Here is a 19,486-nt window from a genome sequence, read left to right as displayed (position 1 = left end):
GCTTTGGTTCAGATAATTACCCAGATATATTCTTTTCTTGGCGCTACAGACCGTGATTTCAAGTAAATAAGACGCTCCAAGCGGCAACGACCTGCTTTGGAACAAGAGATTAAATGGCTTGATTGCCGCTAGCGTATCAAAAATAATCAGACATAGATAAATAGCGCTGCCTGATATGTTCAATTAACAGCTTAATTTTTCGAGATGGCTGGCGGCTGTAAGGATAAACGGCATAAACGCCTAACACCTTACCTACCCGCTCTGGAAACAAATCGACCAGTGTTCCATTACATAAATCTTCGAATACCAAACATTTAGGTACGTAGGCAATACCTCTACCAGCAAGAGCTGCTTTGCGAAGCGCCCCTGCGTTGTCACTTGAAAATGCGCCATCTACGGTGATGGTGTAACTGCCTTGAGACGACGTAAACTCCCACTCCCTTGCGCCGGATGTGTGGTAGGAATACAACAAACAGTTGTGAAAGCTCAAATCCTCTGGTGCTTTGGGCCTGCCTTTTCGTCTAATGTAATCCGGCGATGTGCAAACCACCCAATGGGAATCTAAAAAGTGCCGCGCAATCAGACTTGAGTCTTCCAAATATCCCGTTCGAATAACAAGATCAAACCCTTCCTCGACTAGATTTACAAATCGATTATCTAGAGACATATCAACGCTTAGCCCTGGATGAAGTGTACAAAACTCAGCTACCGCATCGGCTAACAGTAAATCGCCCGAAATCGTTGGAACCGACATTTTAATGTGTCCGGATATTTGTTCACTGTATCCAGAAATTGTGTCGATAGCTTCTTGCGTGGACGCCTTTACATTCATGGCGCCTTGCTTCAAAGCTTGACCCGCTTCGGTAAGCGTGAGTTTGCGAGTAGTGCGATACAAAAGCTGCGTTCCCAGCTCTTTTTCAAGCTTTGCTATTCGCTTACTGACTACCGAGTTGGTAATGTTGTTCGCCTCTGCTACTTTGCTAAAACTGCCCATCTCCGCAATTTGTGCAAAGAGAATTAAATCGTCTGCTCTCACGTTATTACTTCACTTTTGGAAAAGATAAATTTCATTGTTGCCGTATATCCCTAAGGCGAGAAACGTTATATTTTTATCAAGTTAATTACAATCGATTAAAGACATGATTATTTCATCGCCGACTGATTATCGACGCGCTGCGCAAAAAATATTACCGCCGTTCCTATTTCACTACATTGATGGTGGTGCCTATCGAGAGCATACACTTAAACGCAATGAAGCTGACTTGGCTGACATAGCATTAAAGCAGCAAGTGCTGAGAAATATGTCGTCGCTTGACCTTTCCACAACGGTCTTTGGTGAAGAATTGGCTTTACCTATTGCCCTTGCTCCCGTGGGATTAACCGGAATGTATGCGCGACGTGGTGAAGTGCAAGCCGCTAAAGCGGCAGCAAACAAAGGCATACCGTTTACCATGTCGACGGTGTCAGTATGTCCTATTGAAGAAGTCGCACCAGCCATTGAACGTCCAATGTGGTTTCAGCTCTATGTGCTTCGCGATCGCGGCTTTATGAAGAATGTTCTGGAGCGCGCCAAAGCAGCGGGTGTAACAACGTTGGTTTTTACCGTAGATATGCCTGTACCAGGGGCTCGCTATCGCGATAAACACTCCGGTATGAGTGGGCCATTTGCTGCAAGCCGTCGCGTACTACAAGCGATGACTCATCCTCGTTGGGCATTTGATGTAGGCGTATTCGGTAAGCCTCATGATCTTGGCAATATTTCTACTTATCGTGGCGAACCGACCCAGTTGGAAGACTATATTGGCTGGTTGGGCGCCAATTTCGATCCGTCTATCAGTTGGAAAGACTTAGAATGGATCAGAGAGTTTTGGGACGGCCCAATGATTATCAAAGGCATTTTAACTGAACAAGATGCCAAAGATGCGCTGAGTTTTGGCGCAGAAGGCATTGTAGTATCCAATCACGGCGGTCGTCAGCTAGATGGCGTGCTTTCTACCGCTAAGGCTCTTCCAGCGATTGCTAGCGCGGTGAAAGGCGATCTAAGTATTTTCGTAGACTCAGGTATTCGTAACGGCTTGGACGTGGTGAGAATGCTGGCATTAGGTGCCGATTGTACTTTACTAGGGCGCTCTTTTATTTATGCACTTGCTGCTGAAGGCCAAAAAGGGGTTGAGAACTTACTCGATCTGTACAAACAGGAAATGCATGTCGCGATGACACTATGCGGTGCAAAATCAGTCAGTGAACTTAACCTCGACTCTCTCGCTTCTTAGTATCGCTGGCACCAAGGCCACTAAAAAGACCCCCAGTAATTGGATAGTCCAACTATTGGGGGTCACTTCACTTTTTTCGGCTCTTTTATCAATGCACAAGTGGCTGGAAGTGTTATTTGCGCTTAATGATGCCCACCACAACAACTTCCATCATGCTCAGCCCAATTTTTAAGTTTGGTGGTTTTGCCTATTCCCGGGTTAAAACTATTGGTGGGGTCTAATTCTCGGTAAAAGTTTTTCAGCGCAACTTTTGCAAAGTACTCGTGTCCCACATTGTGCTCTGCTGGATATTCAGCGCTTCTCGCATCAAAAGTTTCCAGAATTTTACCCTTTAACAATTTGGCATCCGCCCCTTTTTTCAACACGTAATTCTGGTGCATTACGTGGCAGAGTAAATGGCCGTAATACAGTTTCGTGTCTATCTGGTCGTCTATTTCTTTAGGCAACACTTCAAACCAGTCAGGATCGTTACGGCGAAGTGCAACATCGATGGTCATCATAGCGCCCACGTCTTTGCTGTGCATAACGTGGTAACGACCTATCGCGCCACCAGCAACAAAGCGATGCAAAATAGCCTTATCAGCTTCTTCTTCTGTACACTCAAAATAACTACCTTCATTGGTTTTAAAGAAAGCATCAAGGTAGGCTTTGGCCTCATCTACCCCGTCGTTGCTCATCTCCAATATCCAATGATGCTGATACTTGTCTCTGTACTCTTCCATTCGCTTAGGCAAGTGGTTAGGAAAAACGTAGCTCATATACTGCATAACGCGATCTGACATTTTGTTGGGTAAGAAGCCCAGTTTGTCAGTAAATGCGTCAAATTTGCGCTTAAATGCAAACAGCTTAGGAATAAATTTGGCGCCAAGCTTGCTGATAACGATAAACATATCTTTACCGTATTTCTTGGATACGTCGTAGCAGTCACGGTGAAGGTACTCACCCGAGTCAGGCAAGTTCTTGAAAGTAGAAAGTATGTCGCGACGCACTTTGGTAAACACTGCGGCGTCGTTAGACCCCACATAAAATACCTGCTTTTTCTCAGGAATAGGAAAGGTGTCTAACCTCACTGCGAACACGGCAAGCTTACCTGCACAGCCTGAAGCATCATGAAGTCTTCTGCCGTCATTGTTGAAGCGCGAAGGTGTGTCTGAATCAATGTCTCGAACTCGTTCATCATACTCGTTGTCTGATGCACGAGCGTCAGGGTGCTGAACGTCAGCTTCTTTGTAACGTTTGTTCTCAAGATTATTCAGAATTTCTTCTGGCTCACTACCTAGGTTAATCCCCAGATTGTTTACCAAAGATAGATTGCCATTAGCGTCGATTTGGGCAAAAAGCGCTAGTTCAGTATAGGCAGGGCCTCGCTTGACCAAAGCACCACCTGAATTGTTACATATTCCCCCCACGATCGATGCGCCAATACATGAAGAACCAATCACAGAGTGAGGTTCGCGACCATAAGGCGCAAGCGTCTCTTCCAATCCAAACAAGGTACTCCCAGCCAAGCCAACGATCTGCTTTCCATTGTCGACTAACTGAATATCATCAATACGCATAGTACTGATAATAACGAGAGGCCTGTCGTAATCTTTACCATCTGGCGTAGAGCCGCCCGTTAACCCTGTATTGGCCGCCTGCATGATAACCGCAACGTCGGCTTCAACACACAGCTTAAGCACTCGCCAAATTTCGACAAGCGTTCCTGGGCGCACTACCGCAAGCGCTTCGCCCGCGCCAAAACGAAACCCTTTAGTGTAAGGCTGCTTCTTCGCTTTATCAGTTAACAAATAGGCCTGCCCTACTACATCGCGCATTGATGCAATCAAAGACTGAGTGTCAACGTTTACGGTCATGGTTCTCTCTGTGTGTTGAAATAATGGAAGGAATGACTTGGTGTTGAACTATACACTAACACCATTATTAACAAAGGGGGCAAGCCGCTTTTATCAAGATAATTTACTTATATTTAATTCGTTGAACACTTAGAAGCTCTAGCATTTAAGCAAAAATTACAGGCGTTTTTCACTGTTACATTTTGTTACGCTTTGGCGGAGCAAGTTAGACCAGAGGAGTATTGTAAAGCCAATGTATAGTTCGTAAAGTTGATAGACACGAAAAGGAGCTTTCATGTCACATCAAGCGTTCGTTTTAACAAGAAAAAGTTTTTCAGAAAATACTAAACAGGATGGGGCTCACGAACGATTCCTAAGTATTTTGCCGTCATGTGGATTTGTCGTCTCAACCGGTGCGATTCATCCACCTCGAAGCGTGCTTAATAACACCTATACCTTCTTTATCGATGCGCAGTATTGTGACTCTGCCACTATGCTCAACTTGCCTGTAGTCAACGATAATCCAGAGTTGAACAAAGTCATTTTCAACGTGCCAGAGTCTGACGTCGATTTTCATTATGCGGCATTACAACATGGTATTAACGGTATTTTCCATATTGAAGATAGCTTAGAACTTCTGGTTCGCGGTGTTCAACAAGTTCAGGCGGGCAACAAATGGTTCAGTCGCGAGATTATGAGTCGCTATATTGATGCCAACCTAGTGTCTAAACCAAAACCCGTTGCTGCACTTCAATCGTCACATACTGTGCTGACCAAGAGGGAATTATCCATCACACGCAAAATTGCAGATGGTGCCCAAAATCAGGAGATTGCAGACTGCTTACACATCAGCGTAAATACGGTGAAAACTCACGTTTACAGCATATTTAGAAAGACGGACTGCCGAAATCGCGTTGAGCTTATAAAGTGGTTCGATCATCAGTTTAGCCAACCACAACGAGTAAGTATCTAAACTGATAATCCATTGAATCTAATTGCGTATGGCGTCTACGCTTTCGCGCGCCATACGCCTTTCTCCATTCCTTGTAGCACCAACTCCGTCACCGCTTTTTCTATGCTTTGTTTAACGCACTCGAACATGGGTTCATTAGTCGTGTAGCCCGTTTCTGCTTCAAGCAAGCGCTTAAGCGAAACATACCTAAACAGGCCTGCTCTCACCTCCTGGCTTAGTACTTTCTTAGATGTTGAAACCGACACCAGTACTTGGCCTGTTCTCACATCAACTGCACGCATGTAAATGGAAATTTGATCTTCCCTAAACAGCTCACTCGCTCCAATGCCAAAGTACTCTACACCAGCGCCGCCGGTACGAATGTTGGTATCGTAGCTAATTATCCCACCTTCTATAATAATTCTAGCTGTAGTGAGTGGCGGTAAATCGCCTCCGCTGCTTTCGTCGGCTCTAATTATTTTGCGTTCGGTAAGAATGTTCTGCAGCCCTTCACGCTCAACAGGTAAAAACCACGATGTCTCGCTTAAAGTCTGAACAAGAATAGAGGTTGCGCCTTGAGTCACCGCAGTAGAAAACGAACTTGCCCCAGTGCTAGGTTTATATTGCCCGGTCTGGTCTCTAAACGCATATACAGAAACCGGAATTTGTCCCATAGGCGCTGGCAAGCTTTTTACTTCAGCCAATGTGGCACTGTCTGTAATTACATCAGCGGCCGTTGTATCAGGCGGCAGCGTATTAGTGATGGACTGGCATCCTGCAAGCGCCATGGCCACTATTAAAAAAACGGTACTTCTCATGTGTTTCCCTACCCAAACCGTGGAATTTCAACGACAGTAACCTCACCTGTCAGTAAGTTAGTAATGTTCACAACAATGCTGTCAGGATTACTCGTTATTAGTTCTACCTGAAAGTCACCACTAACAAAAATACTATCCTGATTGAATATGCTATCTATCGGGTTTCCATCTTCATCATATTCTTGTTCGCCAAATGCGATGTCTGTGATTTCGCGGACTATACGATTGATATAGGCGCGTTCGAGTGATTCTTGAAGGCGTTCGTCATAGGAGCGCTCGCTGTAAGGCGCTGTATGAGCGTTTTGTGAATTCGCCTTACTTAATAAAAATGATCCGTTAAGTGGATTACCACCGAATGATGGGTTGATCGGTTCATACACCAACTCTGTTGCTTTCACACTAGCTGAAGTCCACGAGCCAGTCGCGATTAAGGCTGCTATCAATATCCCTTTTTTCATTACCATTCGTCCCCTGCTAAATCTGGGCTTCTACTGTCTACACTCGCGTTTGCCACCGCGTCTAAAACTAACATGATGGCTTGCTGTACTTTTTCATCTAATGGTACTTGTCTGCGCCCCATGTACGTTTGATAAACCACTCTATTGTCGTAAATCACCGAAAGAAGAGTACCCGCTTGTGGCACAATAATTTCTTTAACAACAAGGTTCTTACCCGAACTGTCTGGGACTTCTCGCCAGTATTGGCTAATGCGAGAGGCAAATTCGTGGCCTTGGCGGCTAATACTGTTATCGAGCAGCAGTCCGCCTAGCCGAATTTCTTCTGCGTGAATCGGAGAAAAGAACACACTAAAAAGCAGTGTGATAAAAGAGAAACAATACAAGTACTTCATTTAACTGAATATAGCCGGGCAAATGCCCGGCTACTCACTTTTACATCTGTAGGTTTACATCTGAACAACGGTAGCTACGTTGTAGTCACCAACCTGCGTAACACTTACTGTGCCGCCGTTGCCAGTGATACTACCTGTAACTAAATTATCGTTACCCATTTGCGTAACTTCAAATGTATTCATATCACCAGAAATAACGAACTGACCACCCGCGTCGTCCGTTACCCAGTTTCCTACTCCTTCTTGCATAACACTAACAATATTGTCGTCACCGTTAACCAGTAGGTCTAGTAAGTTAAGCTCGCCTGTTTGCGAAACCATAATTTCGTTGTAGCTTGATGTAACGTCGCTTGCCAACTCAACTGATGCTGTATTTTCAACACCTTCTTGAGACATTTCAATGATGTTGCCATCAGCGTAGTAAGTTGCATCACCAATACCAGCTTGCGCTAACGCCAAGTTGGCATCGCCATCTTGCTCAATTTCGACGGTGTTAAACAGGCCATCGAAATTAACTGTGCTGATTTCGTTGGCATCACCTACTTGAGTTAAATCAAATTCGTTCAATAAGCCAATTACGCCAGCATAAGCCGTGTTGCCTTCGCCCACTTGGTTAATTTCGAACGTATTCGCTTGTCCGCCGATAGTTTCTACGGTAGCTAAGTTAACATCACCGATTTGATCGATATTAACTTCATTGCCAGAGCCTTCAAATACTCCTGTGGTAATCTCGTTGCCATCACCATCTTGTTCAAACCCTAGCACATTACCGTCGCCAACCATACTCCAACCCACAGCGTTCCGGTCGCCATCTTGGTCAATTTCAACTTCGTTTTCTGAGCCGATAACGGTTAAATCAGACACGTTGTAATAGCCGTCCTGAATAACATCGATGACGTTTGCATCACCGCTTAGCTCGCGGACATACGATTCGTGCCAGTCACCACTTTGATCAACAAACACGGTATTGTCGTTACCCGCAATGGCATTATTAGCCCAGTTACCACCATCGCCCTGATACACTGACAACGTGTTTCCACTGCCAGAAATGCTGTTTATTGAGCGATTAAAAATAAAACCGATAGGGCCGCCATCACCTAATTGAACAAGTGAAACCGTGTTATCGTCCCCTTCGACAACCACATCGGCTGTACTATTTAAACTATCTTGCTCAGATTCTAAGAAGTTGCCGTTACCTGTGACACTAGCAAAGAAGGTATTACCTGACTGCATTTGTGAAGCAAGTACTTCGTTTGCGTCACCCGTTATTTCTACAAAGATTGCATTTAAGTCACCTTCCTGACTTAAAATAGATTCATTACCTACCTCATTTCCCTCTGGTGCCGTTTGGATTAGCGTAATTTCATTGCCTTCAGCTGCAGCAATAAAATCTGCGGAAGCACTGAAATCAACTGTCTTACTCGCTGGAACTTCCTGAGCTGATGCCCACCCTGTCGCTGCTACTAAAAGCAATGCACTCGCTATTTTTGTTTTTTTCATTTTCACATTTGTCTCCCTATGGTAATCACATCATTCTTGATATTGTGTGATGTTAATCACCATTTCATTCCCTATCTGGTAAACAGTAAAAGACTGTTCACCCAATTGATTAACATTGGCTACATTGTCGAACCCATCTTGTATAATCTCGAAATAGTTATTGTTGTTTTGCTGCAATAAATTAACGACGTTCCCCTCACCCAACTGAGTGATAAGAGCTTCGTTATTACTGCCGTTTTGAACAACATTCGATAGGTTGGCGCCGTTGCCGCTTTGGATAATGTTAGTTATGTTATTTAACCCAAACTGACTAACAGCGATGAAGACCGTTTCATCGTCTATCGTTATAGCTTGAGCATTCAGACTCATTGAAAGAGAAGATTCCACCATGTCTGAGCTTGTTGATAAGTCGGACTGTTGCGCATAAACAGGAAGATTTACGGCTAGAAGACTGCACCCCGTTATGGCTGCCAACGCAACGGCTCTGCATGCCTTAGCGTTATAAGCAAACTGGCTCTTTTTAACCTTTAACTTCTTGTCCATGCGAACGACTGTTTCCTTGATTAACAACAAAGGTGACCCCTCTATAACACTCTTTAAGACGGCAATAATCCATCACCAATAAGTTGTATTTATTACAGGTCAAATACAGTTAGCACACGGTAAATCAACAAGTTATTTATAATGGGTAATACCATAGTGCTAGATTTGACGAAAACTCACGCACCGAGTAATTATTGGTAAGACCACCTAGTTTTTGTAGGGTCTCTTAATGGGTATTGCTATAGCGAGACTCTGAGACATAAAGACCTCAACTACATGTCAAAAATCATAGTAATTAAGTACCACTTTAGGCTTCTCTTTTCACTTTCCCCTAGTGTTTAAGTAGTATTTTTAAGTAAATTTTACTGTTAGGGGTGGCAGGTTTTTAAATTTGCGTTATAAGTTTTAACCGTTAGTTATATCAGACCGAACGAGAAGGTTCTGTGATTAAAGCATTATTGCTAATTATGGAATCTAATTATGAAAACAAAGCCTTTTAAAACAGGCCTTTCAGCACTTTCATTAGCCCTTCTACCGCTAATGGTATCTAGTCATGCACACGCCGCAAAAGCCGAAATTTTCGACGATAGCGTTATCGTTGTGTACAAAGAAAATGTAAGCAAAGCGGAAAAGATGCGCGCTCGCTCTTCGGTACGTGCACGAATTAGTGACGCAAACCGTGATGAAGTAGATGATCGCTTCTTTAACCTTTTAAATGGTCGCATTGCCAAACTGGAACTTCGTGGCAAGTCTGTAAAAGACGCCATAGAAATCTTAAAGAAAAATCCTGCGGTTAAAATCGCCGAGCCAAACTTCTTGTACCGCAAAGCCCTGGTACCTAACGATCCTTCTTATGGTGACCTATGGGGTTTGAATAACACAGGTCAAGCCGGCGGTACTGCAGATGTGGATATTGACGCACCAGAAGCATGGGATATTACAACCGGTGATAGCGATGTGGTCATCGGCGTTATCGATACGGGTGTTGACTACAATCATGAAGACCTTGCAGATAACGCATGGATTAACCCAGGTGAAATCGCTGGAAACGGTATTGATGATGATGGCAACGGCTATATTGACGATGTTTACGGTATCGATACCGCAAACGGTGATACCGACCCAATGGACGACGACTCTCACGGTACACACGTAGCAGGCACCATTGGTGCTGTGGGCGGTAATGGCATCGGTGTAGTTGGTGTAAACCATGACGTGTCAATCGCTGGCTGTAAATTCCTTGGAGCAGATGGAACGGGTTCAACCGCTGGCGCTATTGAATGTATCGATTACTTCACCGACCTTAAAGAGAACCGTGGCATCAATATTAAGGCTACCAACAACAGCTGGGGTGGCGGCGGCTATAGTGAAGCGCTAGAAACCGCTATTGAAGAAGCTGGCCAAGCGGGTATTTTGTTTGTTGCTGCGGCAGGTAACTCTGGTTCAAACAACGACAACGTAGATAACTACCCGTCTAACTATGTCACTACAACAAACAGTCTGGTTGCAGTTGCTAGCCACACTCGTACTGACGGAGACAGCGGCTTCTCATACGGTATTGAAACTGTAGACATCGCGGCGCCGGGTACAGCTATCCTATCTACAATACCAGGTGACGGCTATGCGACATACTCGGGCACATCAATGGCAACGCCACATGTTACGGGTGCAGCAGCACTTGTGTGGTCGCTAAACCCAGAACTTACGCCATCTGAAATGAAAGAGCTGTTAATGTCTACAGGTGAAACTAGCCTATGGGCTGATGGTCGCACCGTGTCTGGCAACCGCCTAAATGTACTTAATGCACTTGAAGAAGCTGATCCTACTCCAGGTTTTAAACTGGGCATTACACCTGGTTCAGCTGAAATAGAAGCGGGTGAGACCTACACCTTCACTATTGAAGTTGGTTCAATTGCTGGCTACGAAGAAGAAGTACAGCTATCGCTTGCTGAGCCAAGTGATATCGCGTCTTTAAGCGCAAGCTCGGCAATGCCTGGCGATACAGTAACACTGACCGTAGAGACATCTGAGGAAACGCCTTGGGGTCCGTACAGCTTTACGGTTAACGGTGTAAGCGGTGATATTGAGAAATCTAAATCAGCGAACCTTTATGTTTACCCTCAAGGGCTAAACGAATTCCCTTACGCGTATTCTGGTGATGCAGTACCTACGTTACCGAATGAAGAAGATCCTGACGATGTTGGCGTTGACCTAGTGATTAACGTTCCTGACGACTTAACAGTATTCGGTATGCAGGCGTCGGTAGATATCACACACACCTATAGCGGTGACCTCGTACTATCACTGACTTCTCCTCAGGGTACAACCACCGTTCTTCGTCAGAACCAAGGTGGCGGTACAGATGATATCGTTGAGAGCTATAACTCTGATGCCTTCAACGGCGAAGTAGCAACAGGCGATTGGACCTTGAACGTGCTTGATACGTTCAACGGTGACAACGGCACTGTAAACACATGGAGCCTTGTGGTGACCGGTATTGGTGAAGTAGGCCCAACACCGCCTAACTCTGCGTTTACCTATGACGCTTCAGGCTTATCAGTAAGCTTTACTAATAACAGTAACGACGTTAATGACGACATTGTCAGCTATAGCTGGGACTTTGGCGATGGCTCTACTTCAACGGAAGAGAACCCAACGCATGTTTACGCGAGCACTGGCGCCTATGACGTAACCCTTACGGTTACCGACTCTGAAGGTCAAACTGGCGTATCAACAGAAACCGTATCAGTTTCAGATAGCACCATTGTTGCCGAGATTGACCGCGCTATGCTGTCTCGATTCGGTTCGTTACGCGTAGATTTATCATATAGTGGCTCGATGGCCGATACTGTAATGATTTATCGCAACGGTGAGTTAGTTGAAGTAGTAAGCAACACTGGACGTTATCGCGACAGAAGCAGAGGCGTTCAACCTGGTGAGTATACTTATATGGTTTGTGATGAAACCTCTGCATGCTCTGCACCAGTGTCTGTAAACCTTTAATGTAGTTTGCGTATCGCTGACGCGCTCTTCGTGACAGTTGGCGAATGAAACGCTGAACAGTTAAAAGTTAAGCAATAGCCGGCCAAGGATAGGCCGGCTTTTTTATTCTGAATTAAAGAGAGCACCACTCTAAGCCATCGGCTTATTCACTATAAGCCAAATACAACGTACACTTGATGCATTAAGAAATAATAAGCACTTTTTCATGCACATACTCATTATTGACGATCACGAAATTGTAAGGGATGGCATTAAAACACTCATCGAGCAAGAGTATGGCTGGCATGTTTCTTACGCAGTAAGCTCTCTGGATGCTCTTCCCTCCTTCGCTACGTTAGACGATATTGACGTTGCCATTCTAGATATCTCGTTAGCACAGGAAAGTGGTTTCGACACACTAGTAAAAATCAAGAAAGACGCGCCGTTTATAAAGTGCTTAATGCTGAGCATGTATGATCATGTTGGCTATATCAGTAAAGCGCTTGAACTCGGCGCCGATGGCTACGTTACAAAGAATGCTGCCACCAAAGAGTTAATGGACGCGTTGGAAGCTCTAGAAAAAGACGAGAATTATCTAAGCACTGATATTAGTAAAAAGTTAGCTTTCGGTGATAAACAGCTAACCTCTATCCTTACTGAAAGGGAAAAGGAAATTTTCTTACTGTTAGCAAAAGGATTCCAGCCAAAACAGATTGCCTACTACATAGACACAGCCCCGAAAACAGTGATGGTTCACAGAACTAATATTTACAAGAAACTCAATGTAACCTCCCAATTTGGTTTACTTAGAATTGCGTTAGAAACTGGGTACCTCGACGTTTCTGACGTTATCTACGACGATACGCTAGTCAAAGCAAATTGATGAATTTAACGCGGTATTTCAACGTTACCTATTTACTAATGGGATTAGGTTATACCGCGCTATTTCACGGCGTGTGGTTGCTCAGCACCCAATTTGAAATTATTTCAGGTACGGTGAGCTGGTATTTGCCCGCTGGTGTTCGCCTGGCGGCGTTTTTACTACTGCCAATTTACAGCTGGCCACTGCTACTCATCGCAGAAAAATTAACCCACTTCATTTTATTTCACCCCGGTGGCATTCTCGACAATACGGCGTTTTTAAGTGGAACAATAGGTTGGTATTTAGTCCATTTAGTGCTGTCACCCGCGGTAATTTGTACATGCGTTTATTTATTCAGACGTCGCTTTAGCGCACCTTATATAGACAATGTTTCCAGCACCCTTGCCACGTTGGCTTTTGGTATTCTTATAAGTGTTGCTCTTGGGGCGGTATTTTTGGGCAGAAGGGCTATTGAACTGCAAACAGGCATAGAGGTTTTTCTTTCTATTTTGTTTGATTTTTCATTAGGTGATTTTGTAGGAATTGTTGTTCTTTGTCCGTTTCTCTTCGCATTATATAAACGGCCATCTATCCCTAAGAGTCACTTAGCACTATACCTTACAACAATCGCTTGGCTGGTTTTGCTGATACTGAGCAGCTATGCCTTCTCCCAACAAATTAACATCAGCTATCAGGTTAAATATCTAGCGGTTTTCCCTGCGCTGTTTTTATCATATCGCTATGCCATAGTTGGCAGTGCGTTTTCGTGTTTACTCATAGGCATTACTGCGCTCGTGGTGGCAAGCCAGAGCGCACTTCCTCCCATTGAGCATCAGTTTTACATCTTAGCATCATGTACAGGTTGCCTCATTTTAGGTGCGTCAATTAACCAATCTACCTTGTTGAATATGAAGCTTGCGAAGAAAAACGAGGCTCTTGAACTATCGGTGCAAAGCGCTCAAGCACTGGCCAGTCAATTAGTGGTAGTGCAAGAAGATGAACGAAAGCGCTTATCGCGGGATTTACACGACGACTTTGGTCACCGCATAGTCGATTTGAAACTTCAACTGTCGTTAGATAGCAGAGAAAGCGACAACGACATGATGCTCAATAAGATAGATGCTCTATACCACGCAATGAAGAAAAGCTTAGGGGGATTGCGTCCGTCCGGTATTGATACACTTCCCATTGAAAGCGTGATTCAACGTTCAGAGATTATTACCACGCTCAAACGCGCAAACATAGACTATTCGTTTAACGTTAGCGGCACGCCAGTACCGTTCGATTCAGACCAGAAAATACACATCTATCGCATTGTGCAGGAAGCGGTGACAAACAGTATAAAATATGCCAATGCGACGTCGCTCAGCATTGATATCAACTATGCGCAACACAGTGCCGTGTTTACCGTTACTGACGACGGCGGCGGCATCCCTGAGCATATTGCCCAACTAGCAAACGCCGAACCCACACTCGGCCTGCTGTCGATGAGAGAACGCGCAAAGTTGATAAATGGCGAGTTTGATATTTCCCAGAACAAACCATCAGGCACCCGAGTTTGCCTGGCTTTGCCCTACAGAGCTTAAGTTACTCTACTGCGTTTTAGGTGCGTCGCTGCATCCTTTTTATGCTACATTGCTGTTGATTTAACTACTATTTTGATAACCGTATGCAAAAAAATTTCATTACTCGCCGAGCCCCCTTTTTTAGACAGTGCCTAAACATTGCTGTCCTAATTGCCGCTGTCACCACGTTAAATGGCTGTGTAAGTACTCAAAATGAAAGTCCTTACACTTACGCTCCGTCTGCATCACCCTATCAAGATGTGGTCAATGCACAGCAGCGAGCTGTGGAACAAAGCAAATTACTTTTGGTTGTACTGGGTGCTCAGTGGTGCCACGACAGTACTGGCTTAGCTGAGCGTTTTGCGACAAAGGAAATGGACCTTATTCTACGCGCTCATTATGAAACCGTATTTGTTGATGTGGGAACACTTGAAGACAGAAGAAATATAACCGAGCGATTTGACTACCCCATTTATTACGCCACACCAACAGTAATGGTGGTTGAACCTAAAACCAGCGCATTGTTAAACAGAACGTCAATGGATATATGGGGGCGCGCTGACAGCATTCCCTTATCGGAGTACATTCAGTATTTCTCTCGCTTTCCTGCAATGACAACTGCGCAAAAAGCCCCGTTTATTAACTGGGAAGCGACAGATGAAGAAGAAGCTTACAATAAAGAGCAAGCACTCAGATTACAAAGCGCTTATGACAAACTGGGTCCGCTACTTGCGCTAGATTTACAAGGTAATACCCCACAAGGGCTTAACGAGCTATGGAAAGAGACCAAAGGGTTTCGCACTGAACTGCAAAAAACGCTGATAAAGCGCGCCGAGCTTACGTTAGATTCTGAGAATGGCAACGGAGTAAACACCACGCCAGCATTGCGACACTACAATCCGTTTTCGTGGGAACATAATTAGGGCCTGTTGACCTTTGGTGTCTATACTGCGTTGAATGTTCTCGATTTAGAACCACTAAACCGTCAAACATTCGCCTTGTCTAGATGGCACACAGACCGCTGCAAAAATGTACAACAAAGATCAATAGGCCCTAATACCAGTCCACATAATTCATTACCCACTCAGCGAGATTTAAAATGTTCGTAATCGCGGCGTGTTATCGCAAGTATAGTGGTTCTACATCAAGGTGACGCAACAAAGAATACGGACATTAAAAAGGGCCTTTCCAACGGCCCTTTTTTAATAAACTCGGTTTTATGAAGCGCAGTTCAGCTGTTTACGCTTTTGCCCTGTTTGATGCCGTATTATTAGTGGTGCTATTTGACGGATTACTTCTGCGCTTAGCTGGTCGTTTAGCGGCACTTCCTTCACTTCCTGAGCGTCTTCGACCTGCAGGCTTTCCACCGCTATTGTTGCGCGAATCCGGTTTACCTGCGCGCGGATTACCATTTCCGCTACGGTTGCCTTGACGTTGACCCGACTTTTTATTCTCGCCACTTCGTTTACCTTCGCTGCCGCTCTCACCATGTGGTGCTTTCGGCTTTTTCGGCTTCTTGGGCTTTTTAGGCTTAGAAAGCGTGGTAACAGGCACGGCTTGCTGAGGCTCGAAACCTTCCAACATTTCACGAGGAAGCAGCTTTTGAATCAACGTCTCAATATCTTTCAGGTTTTGTAGTTCTTCAGCACATACAAATGACCAAGCCTGTCCACTAGCGCCTGCGCGCCCTGTACGACCAATTCGGTGAACATAATCAGCTGCCGTATTGGGTAAGTCTAGGTTTACAACGATAGGCAATTCACTAATGTCGATGCCGCGTGCTGCGATATCGGTGGCTACTAGCACTTTAATTGCGCCATTTTTAAAGTCAGCAAGCGCTTTAGTTCTCGCTCCTTGGCTTTTATTACCGTGAATAGCGGCACTTGGAATTTTTGACCGAGTTAGCTTTTCTGCAATACGATTAGCACCGTGTTTCGTGCGGCTAAATACTAACACCTGCTCCCACTTCTGCTGTTTGATCAGACAAATAAGCGCGGTCGTCTTTTTAGATTTATCAATGGTCACTAAGTGCTGCTGAACCGCTTCTACCGTGGTATTCGCTGGCGCGGTTGAAATACTCACAGGGTTGCGCGTTATTGTTTTCGCCAGCGCAGTGATTTCATCAGAAAACGTGGCTGAAAACAGTAAGCTTTGACGCTCTTGTGGCAATAGCTTCAATACTCTCTTAATGTCGTGAATAAAGCCCATATCAAGCATTCTGTCGGCTTCATCCAATACCAACACTTCAAGCTGAGAAAACTTAACAGCGTTTTGCTGGTAGAGGTCAAGCAATCGTCCAGGCGTAGCAATTAACACATCCACACCTTTACGCAGCTTCATCATTTGAGGATTAATGCCTACACCACCAAATACCACAGCAGTTTTTAACGGCAAAAACTCGCTGAACGCTCTGATGCTCTCTTCTACCTGAGCAGCAAGTTCTCGTGTGGGTGTTAAGATAAGTGCCCGAACATTGTTGCCAGATACAGGTTGTCCTTCCATCAATCTCTGTAAAATAGGAAGTCCAAATCCTGCAGTTTTCCCTGTTCCCGTTTGCGCAGCTGCCAACACATCCTTTCCTTGCAATACTTCTGGTATTGCCTTTTCCTGGATTGGTGATGGTGTACTAAATCCTCGTTTTTCAATAGCTTTTAACAAGGGTTCAGCGAGCCCTAATTGGGTAAATGACATTAATAAACTCCTGTCATAGGTATTTATGAAAAATTGCATACCGCAAAGGTATAAGCGTTAGTGCGTTAGTGCTTTATTGCTAACCGTGGGGGTTATAGATTACTGGGAAAACCTAAAGAGATACGCCATTGCCAACTTGGCTTATTGGTGTTTGACATCAAGAAAAGAACGTAGGTGTTTACTCTTACAAATTGCGCGCGGAGTCTACCACTAAAAGCCGAAAGCCACCAGCGCATTTTTTGTTCAAAATCTAGTTAAGCTTTCCTGACGTTTCACTTAATAAGTTCCAATTTACATAGCATAACAGCAAGGGAAGTTTCATCGGCTTTTCGCACTAAGGGAATGGTCTTAAACCGTACTGTCTTCCCTCATTTTTAGGAGAGATATTGTTATATTTATATTTTTATCAAAACGATAAATATCTATTTAATACGAATTTTGCGACCTAGAAACGTAAACTTATCAAGTAACAGAGTTTAATTTTATTTATCAATACCTTAAGACATTTAGCTTTTAAAAGTGTGCGTTAAAAAAACAAGTTAAACAGGGCTCGTCTACGTAAAAACACCTCAAAACCTTTGAAATTAAAGACAACTTGATAGCCAATTTCTGTTGGATGGATAAAAAAAGCTTTACCATATTTGTTATAACAGATAAAAAGCGCGCAGTTATTCCACGCTCAAATTACATCCACGCTACTGCAGTGTGGCAAACAAGTGAAGTAGAAAACATGAATGTTGATAGTTTAACCCAGCACTTTGAGGAAAAGTTGGCTTTAGTCAAAGCATCGGTGATGTCTGATAGCTTTGTTATCCAGCTTACAACAATCGCAATTATTTATTGCGTTGCGTTTTTGCTTGCACGACAAGTAAAAAAGCCATTTAAGTTTACCCGAGAAAAGCCACAGCAAGGCGCACATACTGTGCACGGCTTTTTATACAATCTGGGTGAGGCACTATTCCCGCTTATCACCATCAGTATGCTAAAGCTTACTACCGTGTTGGGGGCACAATTTCAGTTTGATGCATGGCTATTGGAAATAGCCGTTGTTGTAGCACTAATGCTGTTTGTTAATTCCTTGATTACTGGTTTTGTCGAAAACAACACCATTGCAGCGTTTATGCGATGGGTGGGTTTACCTATCCTATTTTTACACTTAGTTGGCGTGCTTCCGCTGATAACTTCAGCATTGGAGTCAATGGCAATATCAGTCGGCAATGTTGAAATTTCAGCTTATGGCGTAACAAGAGTGTTGTTGTTTGGTGGCTTACTGTTCTGGCTAGGCCGCAGCTCGAACGCCATTGGTCAAGATATTATTCGAAACCATAAGTCGCTCGACGTTTCTACCAAAGAAGTGTTCGCAAAGCTGTTTGAAGTTGCCCTGTTCTGTGTGGTGTTTCTTTTATTGCTTAACGTCATGGGAATTAACCTTACCGCATTAGCCGTGTTCGGTGGTGCAGTAGGTGTGGGTTTAGGCTTAGGTCTGCAATCCATCGCATCAAACTTCATTTCGGGCATCATTATTCTATTGGATAAATCGTTGACCGTAGGCGATTACGTTGAATTGGAAGACGGGCAAAAAGGTATCGTCAGAGAATTTAAAATGCGCTATGCCGTATTAGAGACTTATGACGGTAAAGATGTACTGGTGCCTAACGAAAAGTTCATTAGCTCCTTGCTGATAAACTGGACACACAAAAACCAAAAACAACGTTACCGCATCGACTTTTCTGTCGCCTATAAAACGGATATCCGCGCGATGGTGGAGATTATTAAAGAGGCGGTATCGGAACACCCGCAGGTGATCAGTGGCGATGATGTTCCATTTGAAGAGCTGCCTGACTGTGAAATAGATAGCTTTGGCGACTCTGGCGTTAACATGTTCGTTGAGTTTTGGATGGAAGGTGTGGACGATGGTAAAAACCGCGTGGGTGGCGATTTGCTGCTTACTGTGTTTGAAACATTACGCGAGCACAACATTGAAATACCGTTCCCTCAACGCGAAGTAAGAGTAATCAACGAACAAGACATTGGTATTCGAAATACCACACCGTAGCTAAACTCGCTCATGACATGAGCGCTTTCAGTCATACCTTCGCGCTGGCTAAAACCTAGCGCGAAGTGTATCCCACTGCCACTCTTGAGTAGACAGACCTAGCGTCTGGACAAACTTTGCATAGTCTTCTTTGCCCATCGCTGACGCTACGGTTTTTAACTGAGATTTGGCTTTGATTGCTTTTACCTGCAGTAACTCCAATCGCTTATCGGCACTTGAATCGAAGTTTTCACTGATGATTGCATTCGCTTTATTGGTCGCTTCCCACGCTGTAATAACATAGCCCACCAGCTTTATGTAAACACCCACCATACGCTTTCGCTCAAATATGTTCTCAAACAGTGAGCCGGATAACGACTTTTGGAAACTGGCCTCTGTTTCTAAGGCAACAAATTGCTCGGCGTTCTTTAGCTCATTCAACACATTGTGTAAAAGCATAATGTGGGCATGCGTATTAAGTGCATCGACGTGAAGTGCATTAATATCGTCGCTTAGCATTTCTAAATTGACCAACGTTCGTTGAAGACTAGCCATTGTGGTAATTGTCTATAGAAGCGAA

16 protein-coding genes are annotated in these 19,486 nt (G+C 44.2%); 7 read left to right on the top strand and 9 right to left on the bottom strand.

The window, feature by feature from the left end; all coding sequences use genetic code 11:
• Positions 1–136: 136 nt before the first annotated feature.
• Positions 137–1,036 carry a LysR family transcriptional regulator gene (locus MHN09_RS12885; protein ID WP_014950694.1) on the bottom strand — a complete coding sequence of 300 codons (900 nt, stop codon included), beginning with the start codon at positions 1,034–1,036 and terminating at the stop codon, positions 137–139.
• A gap of 103 nt (positions 1,037–1,139) precedes the next feature.
• On the opposite strand from MHN09_RS12885, the gene lldD reads away from it, so the two are divergent.
• The gene (gene lldD, locus MHN09_RS12880; protein WP_168463010.1) at positions 1,140–2,273 is read left to right on the top strand and encodes an FMN-dependent L-lactate dehydrogenase LldD; all 1,134 of its coding nucleotides are present in this window, start codon (positions 1,140–1,142) and stop codon (positions 2,271–2,273) included.
• Positions 2,274–2,395: 122 nt separating this feature from the next.
• Here lldD and dld read toward each other — a convergent pair whose 3' ends face one another.
• The gene (gene dld / locus MHN09_RS12875) at positions 2,396–4,129 is read right to left on the bottom strand and encodes a D-lactate dehydrogenase (protein ID WP_168463011.1); all 1,734 of its coding nucleotides are present in this window, start codon (positions 4,127–4,129) and stop codon (positions 2,396–2,398) included.
• Between the two features lie 274 nt (positions 4,130–4,403).
• Between dld and MHN09_RS12870 the strand changes: the two genes are divergently transcribed.
• Positions 4,404–5,081 (top strand): response regulator transcription factor, encoded by a 678-nt coding sequence (locus MHN09_RS12870; RefSeq protein WP_168463012.1) that lies wholly within the window; start codon positions 4,404–4,406, stop codon positions 5,079–5,081.
• A 35-nt stretch (positions 5,082–5,116) separates the two neighbouring features.
• Here MHN09_RS12870 and MHN09_RS12865 read toward each other — a convergent pair whose 3' ends face one another.
• From MHN09_RS12865 to MHN09_RS12845, 5 genes are read right to left on the bottom strand one after another with little or no spacing between them, the layout of a single operon-like run.
• Positions 5,117–5,878 (bottom strand): CsgG/HfaB family protein, encoded by a 762-nt coding sequence (locus MHN09_RS12865; RefSeq protein WP_168463013.1) that lies wholly within the window; start codon positions 5,876–5,878, stop codon positions 5,117–5,119.
• Between the two features lie 8 nt (positions 5,879–5,886).
• Positions 5,887–6,336: a curli assembly protein CsgF gene (locus MHN09_RS12860; protein WP_014950699.1), complete on the bottom strand. Its 450-nt coding sequence runs from the start codon at positions 6,334–6,336 to the stop codon at positions 5,887–5,889.
• Entirely contained in the window at positions 6,336–6,728 is a 393-nt protein-coding gene (locus tag MHN09_RS12855; protein WP_049588826.1) for a CsgE family curli-type amyloid fiber assembly protein, read from the bottom strand. The genes MHN09_RS12860 and MHN09_RS12855 overlap by 1 nt, the downstream gene beginning before the upstream one ends.
• 54 nt (positions 6,729–6,782) lie before the next feature.
• The gene (locus tag MHN09_RS12850) at positions 6,783–8,228 is read right to left on the bottom strand and encodes a curlin (protein ID WP_049588832.1); all 1,446 of its coding nucleotides are present in this window, start codon (positions 8,226–8,228) and stop codon (positions 6,783–6,785) included.
• Positions 8,229–8,258: 30 nt separating this feature from the next.
• A complete protein-coding gene (locus MHN09_RS12845; RefSeq protein WP_239241019.1) occupies positions 8,259–8,771 on the bottom strand; it encodes a curlin subunit CsgB in 513 nt (170 codons plus the stop codon).
• A 480-nt stretch (positions 8,772–9,251) separates the two neighbouring features.
• On the opposite strand from MHN09_RS12845, the gene MHN09_RS12840 reads away from it, so the two are divergent.
• From MHN09_RS12840 to MHN09_RS12825, 4 genes are all read left to right on the top strand, one after another.
• A complete protein-coding gene (locus MHN09_RS12840) occupies positions 9,252–11,774 on the top strand; it encodes a S8 family serine peptidase (protein ID WP_239241017.1) in 2,523 nt (840 codons plus the stop codon).
• A gap of 205 nt (positions 11,775–11,979) precedes the next feature.
• Positions 11,980–12,636 carry a response regulator transcription factor gene (locus MHN09_RS12835; RefSeq protein ID WP_014950704.1) on the top strand — a complete coding sequence of 219 codons (657 nt, stop codon included), beginning with the start codon at positions 11,980–11,982 and terminating at the stop codon, positions 12,634–12,636.
• A complete protein-coding gene (locus MHN09_RS12830; RefSeq protein ID WP_239241015.1) occupies positions 12,636–14,201 on the top strand; it encodes an ATP-binding protein in 1,566 nt (521 codons plus the stop codon). The genes MHN09_RS12835 and MHN09_RS12830 overlap by 1 nt, the downstream gene beginning before the upstream one ends.
• A gap of 83 nt (positions 14,202–14,284) precedes the next feature.
• Positions 14,285–15,103, top strand: coding sequence for a thioredoxin family protein (locus MHN09_RS12825; RefSeq protein WP_049588831.1), 819 nt, complete (start codon positions 14,285–14,287; stop codon positions 15,101–15,103).
• Positions 15,104–15,419: 316 nt separating this feature from the next.
• On the opposite strand, the gene MHN09_RS12820 is transcribed toward MHN09_RS12825, so the two are convergent.
• Positions 15,420–16,871 (bottom strand): DEAD/DEAH box helicase, encoded by a 1,452-nt coding sequence (locus tag MHN09_RS12820; protein ID WP_168463523.1) that lies wholly within the window; start codon positions 16,869–16,871, stop codon positions 15,420–15,422.
• A 730-nt stretch (positions 16,872–17,601) separates the two neighbouring features.
• Between MHN09_RS12820 and MHN09_RS12815 the strand changes: the two genes are divergently transcribed.
• Positions 17,602–18,927 (top strand): mechanosensitive ion channel domain-containing protein, encoded by a 1,326-nt coding sequence (locus tag MHN09_RS12815; protein ID WP_239241035.1) that lies wholly within the window; start codon positions 17,602–17,604, stop codon positions 18,925–18,927.
• 48 nt (positions 18,928–18,975) lie between these two features.
• On the opposite strand, the gene MHN09_RS12810 is transcribed toward MHN09_RS12815, so the two are convergent.
• Positions 18,976–19,461, bottom strand: a complete 486-nt coding sequence (locus MHN09_RS12810; protein ID WP_168463521.1) for a hypothetical protein — start codon at positions 19,459–19,461, stop codon at positions 18,976–18,978.
• Positions 19,462–19,486: the final 25 nt, after the last annotated feature.

Source organism: Alteromonas sp. MmMcT2-5, from assembly GCF_022348315.1.
GTDB lineage: Bacteria > Pseudomonadota > Gammaproteobacteria > Enterobacterales > Alteromonadaceae > Alteromonas > Alteromonas macleodii.
Note: the sequence above shows the minus strand (reverse complement) of the source record. Positions and strands in the feature narration are given on the sequence as shown.

Coding starts and splice junctions, on each gene's coding strand:
- lldD (WP_168463010.1), top strand. CDS start 1,140: ATGATTATTTCATCGCCGACTGATTATCGACGCGCTGCGCAAAAAATA.
- dld (WP_168463011.1), bottom strand. CDS start 4,129: ATGACCGTAAACGTTGACACTCAGTCTTTGATTGCATCAATGCGCGAT.
- MHN09_RS12870 (WP_168463012.1), top strand. CDS start 4,404: ATGTCACATCAAGCGTTCGTTTTAACAAGAAAAAGTTTTTCAGAAAAT.
- MHN09_RS12865 (WP_168463013.1), bottom strand. CDS start 5,878: ATGAGAAGTACCGTTTTTTTAATAGTGGCCATGGCGCTTGCAGGATGC.
- MHN09_RS12860 (WP_014950699.1), bottom strand. CDS start 6,336: ATGAAAAAAGGGATATTGATAGCAGCCTTAATCGCGACTGGCTCGTGG.
- MHN09_RS12855 (WP_049588826.1), bottom strand. CDS start 6,728: ATGAAGTACTTGTATTGTTTCTCTTTTATCACACTGCTTTTTAGTGTG.
- MHN09_RS12850 (WP_049588832.1), bottom strand. CDS start 8,228: ATGAAAAAAACAAAAATAGCGAGTGCATTGCTTTTAGTAGCAGCGACA.
- MHN09_RS12845 (WP_239241019.1), bottom strand. CDS start 8,771: ATGGACAAGAAGTTAAAGGTTAAAAAGAGCCAGTTTGCTTATAACGCT.
- MHN09_RS12840 (WP_239241017.1), top strand. CDS start 9,252: ATGAAAACAAAGCCTTTTAAAACAGGCCTTTCAGCACTTTCATTAGCC.
- MHN09_RS12835 (WP_014950704.1), top strand. CDS start 11,980: ATGCACATACTCATTATTGACGATCACGAAATTGTAAGGGATGGCATT.
- MHN09_RS12830 (WP_239241015.1), top strand. CDS start 12,636: ATGAATTTAACGCGGTATTTCAACGTTACCTATTTACTAATGGGATTA.
- MHN09_RS12825 (WP_049588831.1), top strand. CDS start 14,285: ATGCAAAAAAATTTCATTACTCGCCGAGCCCCCTTTTTTAGACAGTGC.
- MHN09_RS12820 (WP_168463523.1), bottom strand. CDS start 16,871: ATGTCATTTACCCAATTAGGGCTCGCTGAACCCTTGTTAAAAGCTATT.
- MHN09_RS12815 (WP_239241035.1), top strand. CDS start 17,602: ATGAATGTTGATAGTTTAACCCAGCACTTTGAGGAAAAGTTGGCTTTA.
- MHN09_RS12810 (WP_168463521.1), bottom strand. CDS start 19,461: ATGGCTAGTCTTCAACGAACGTTGGTCAATTTAGAAATGCTAAGCGAC.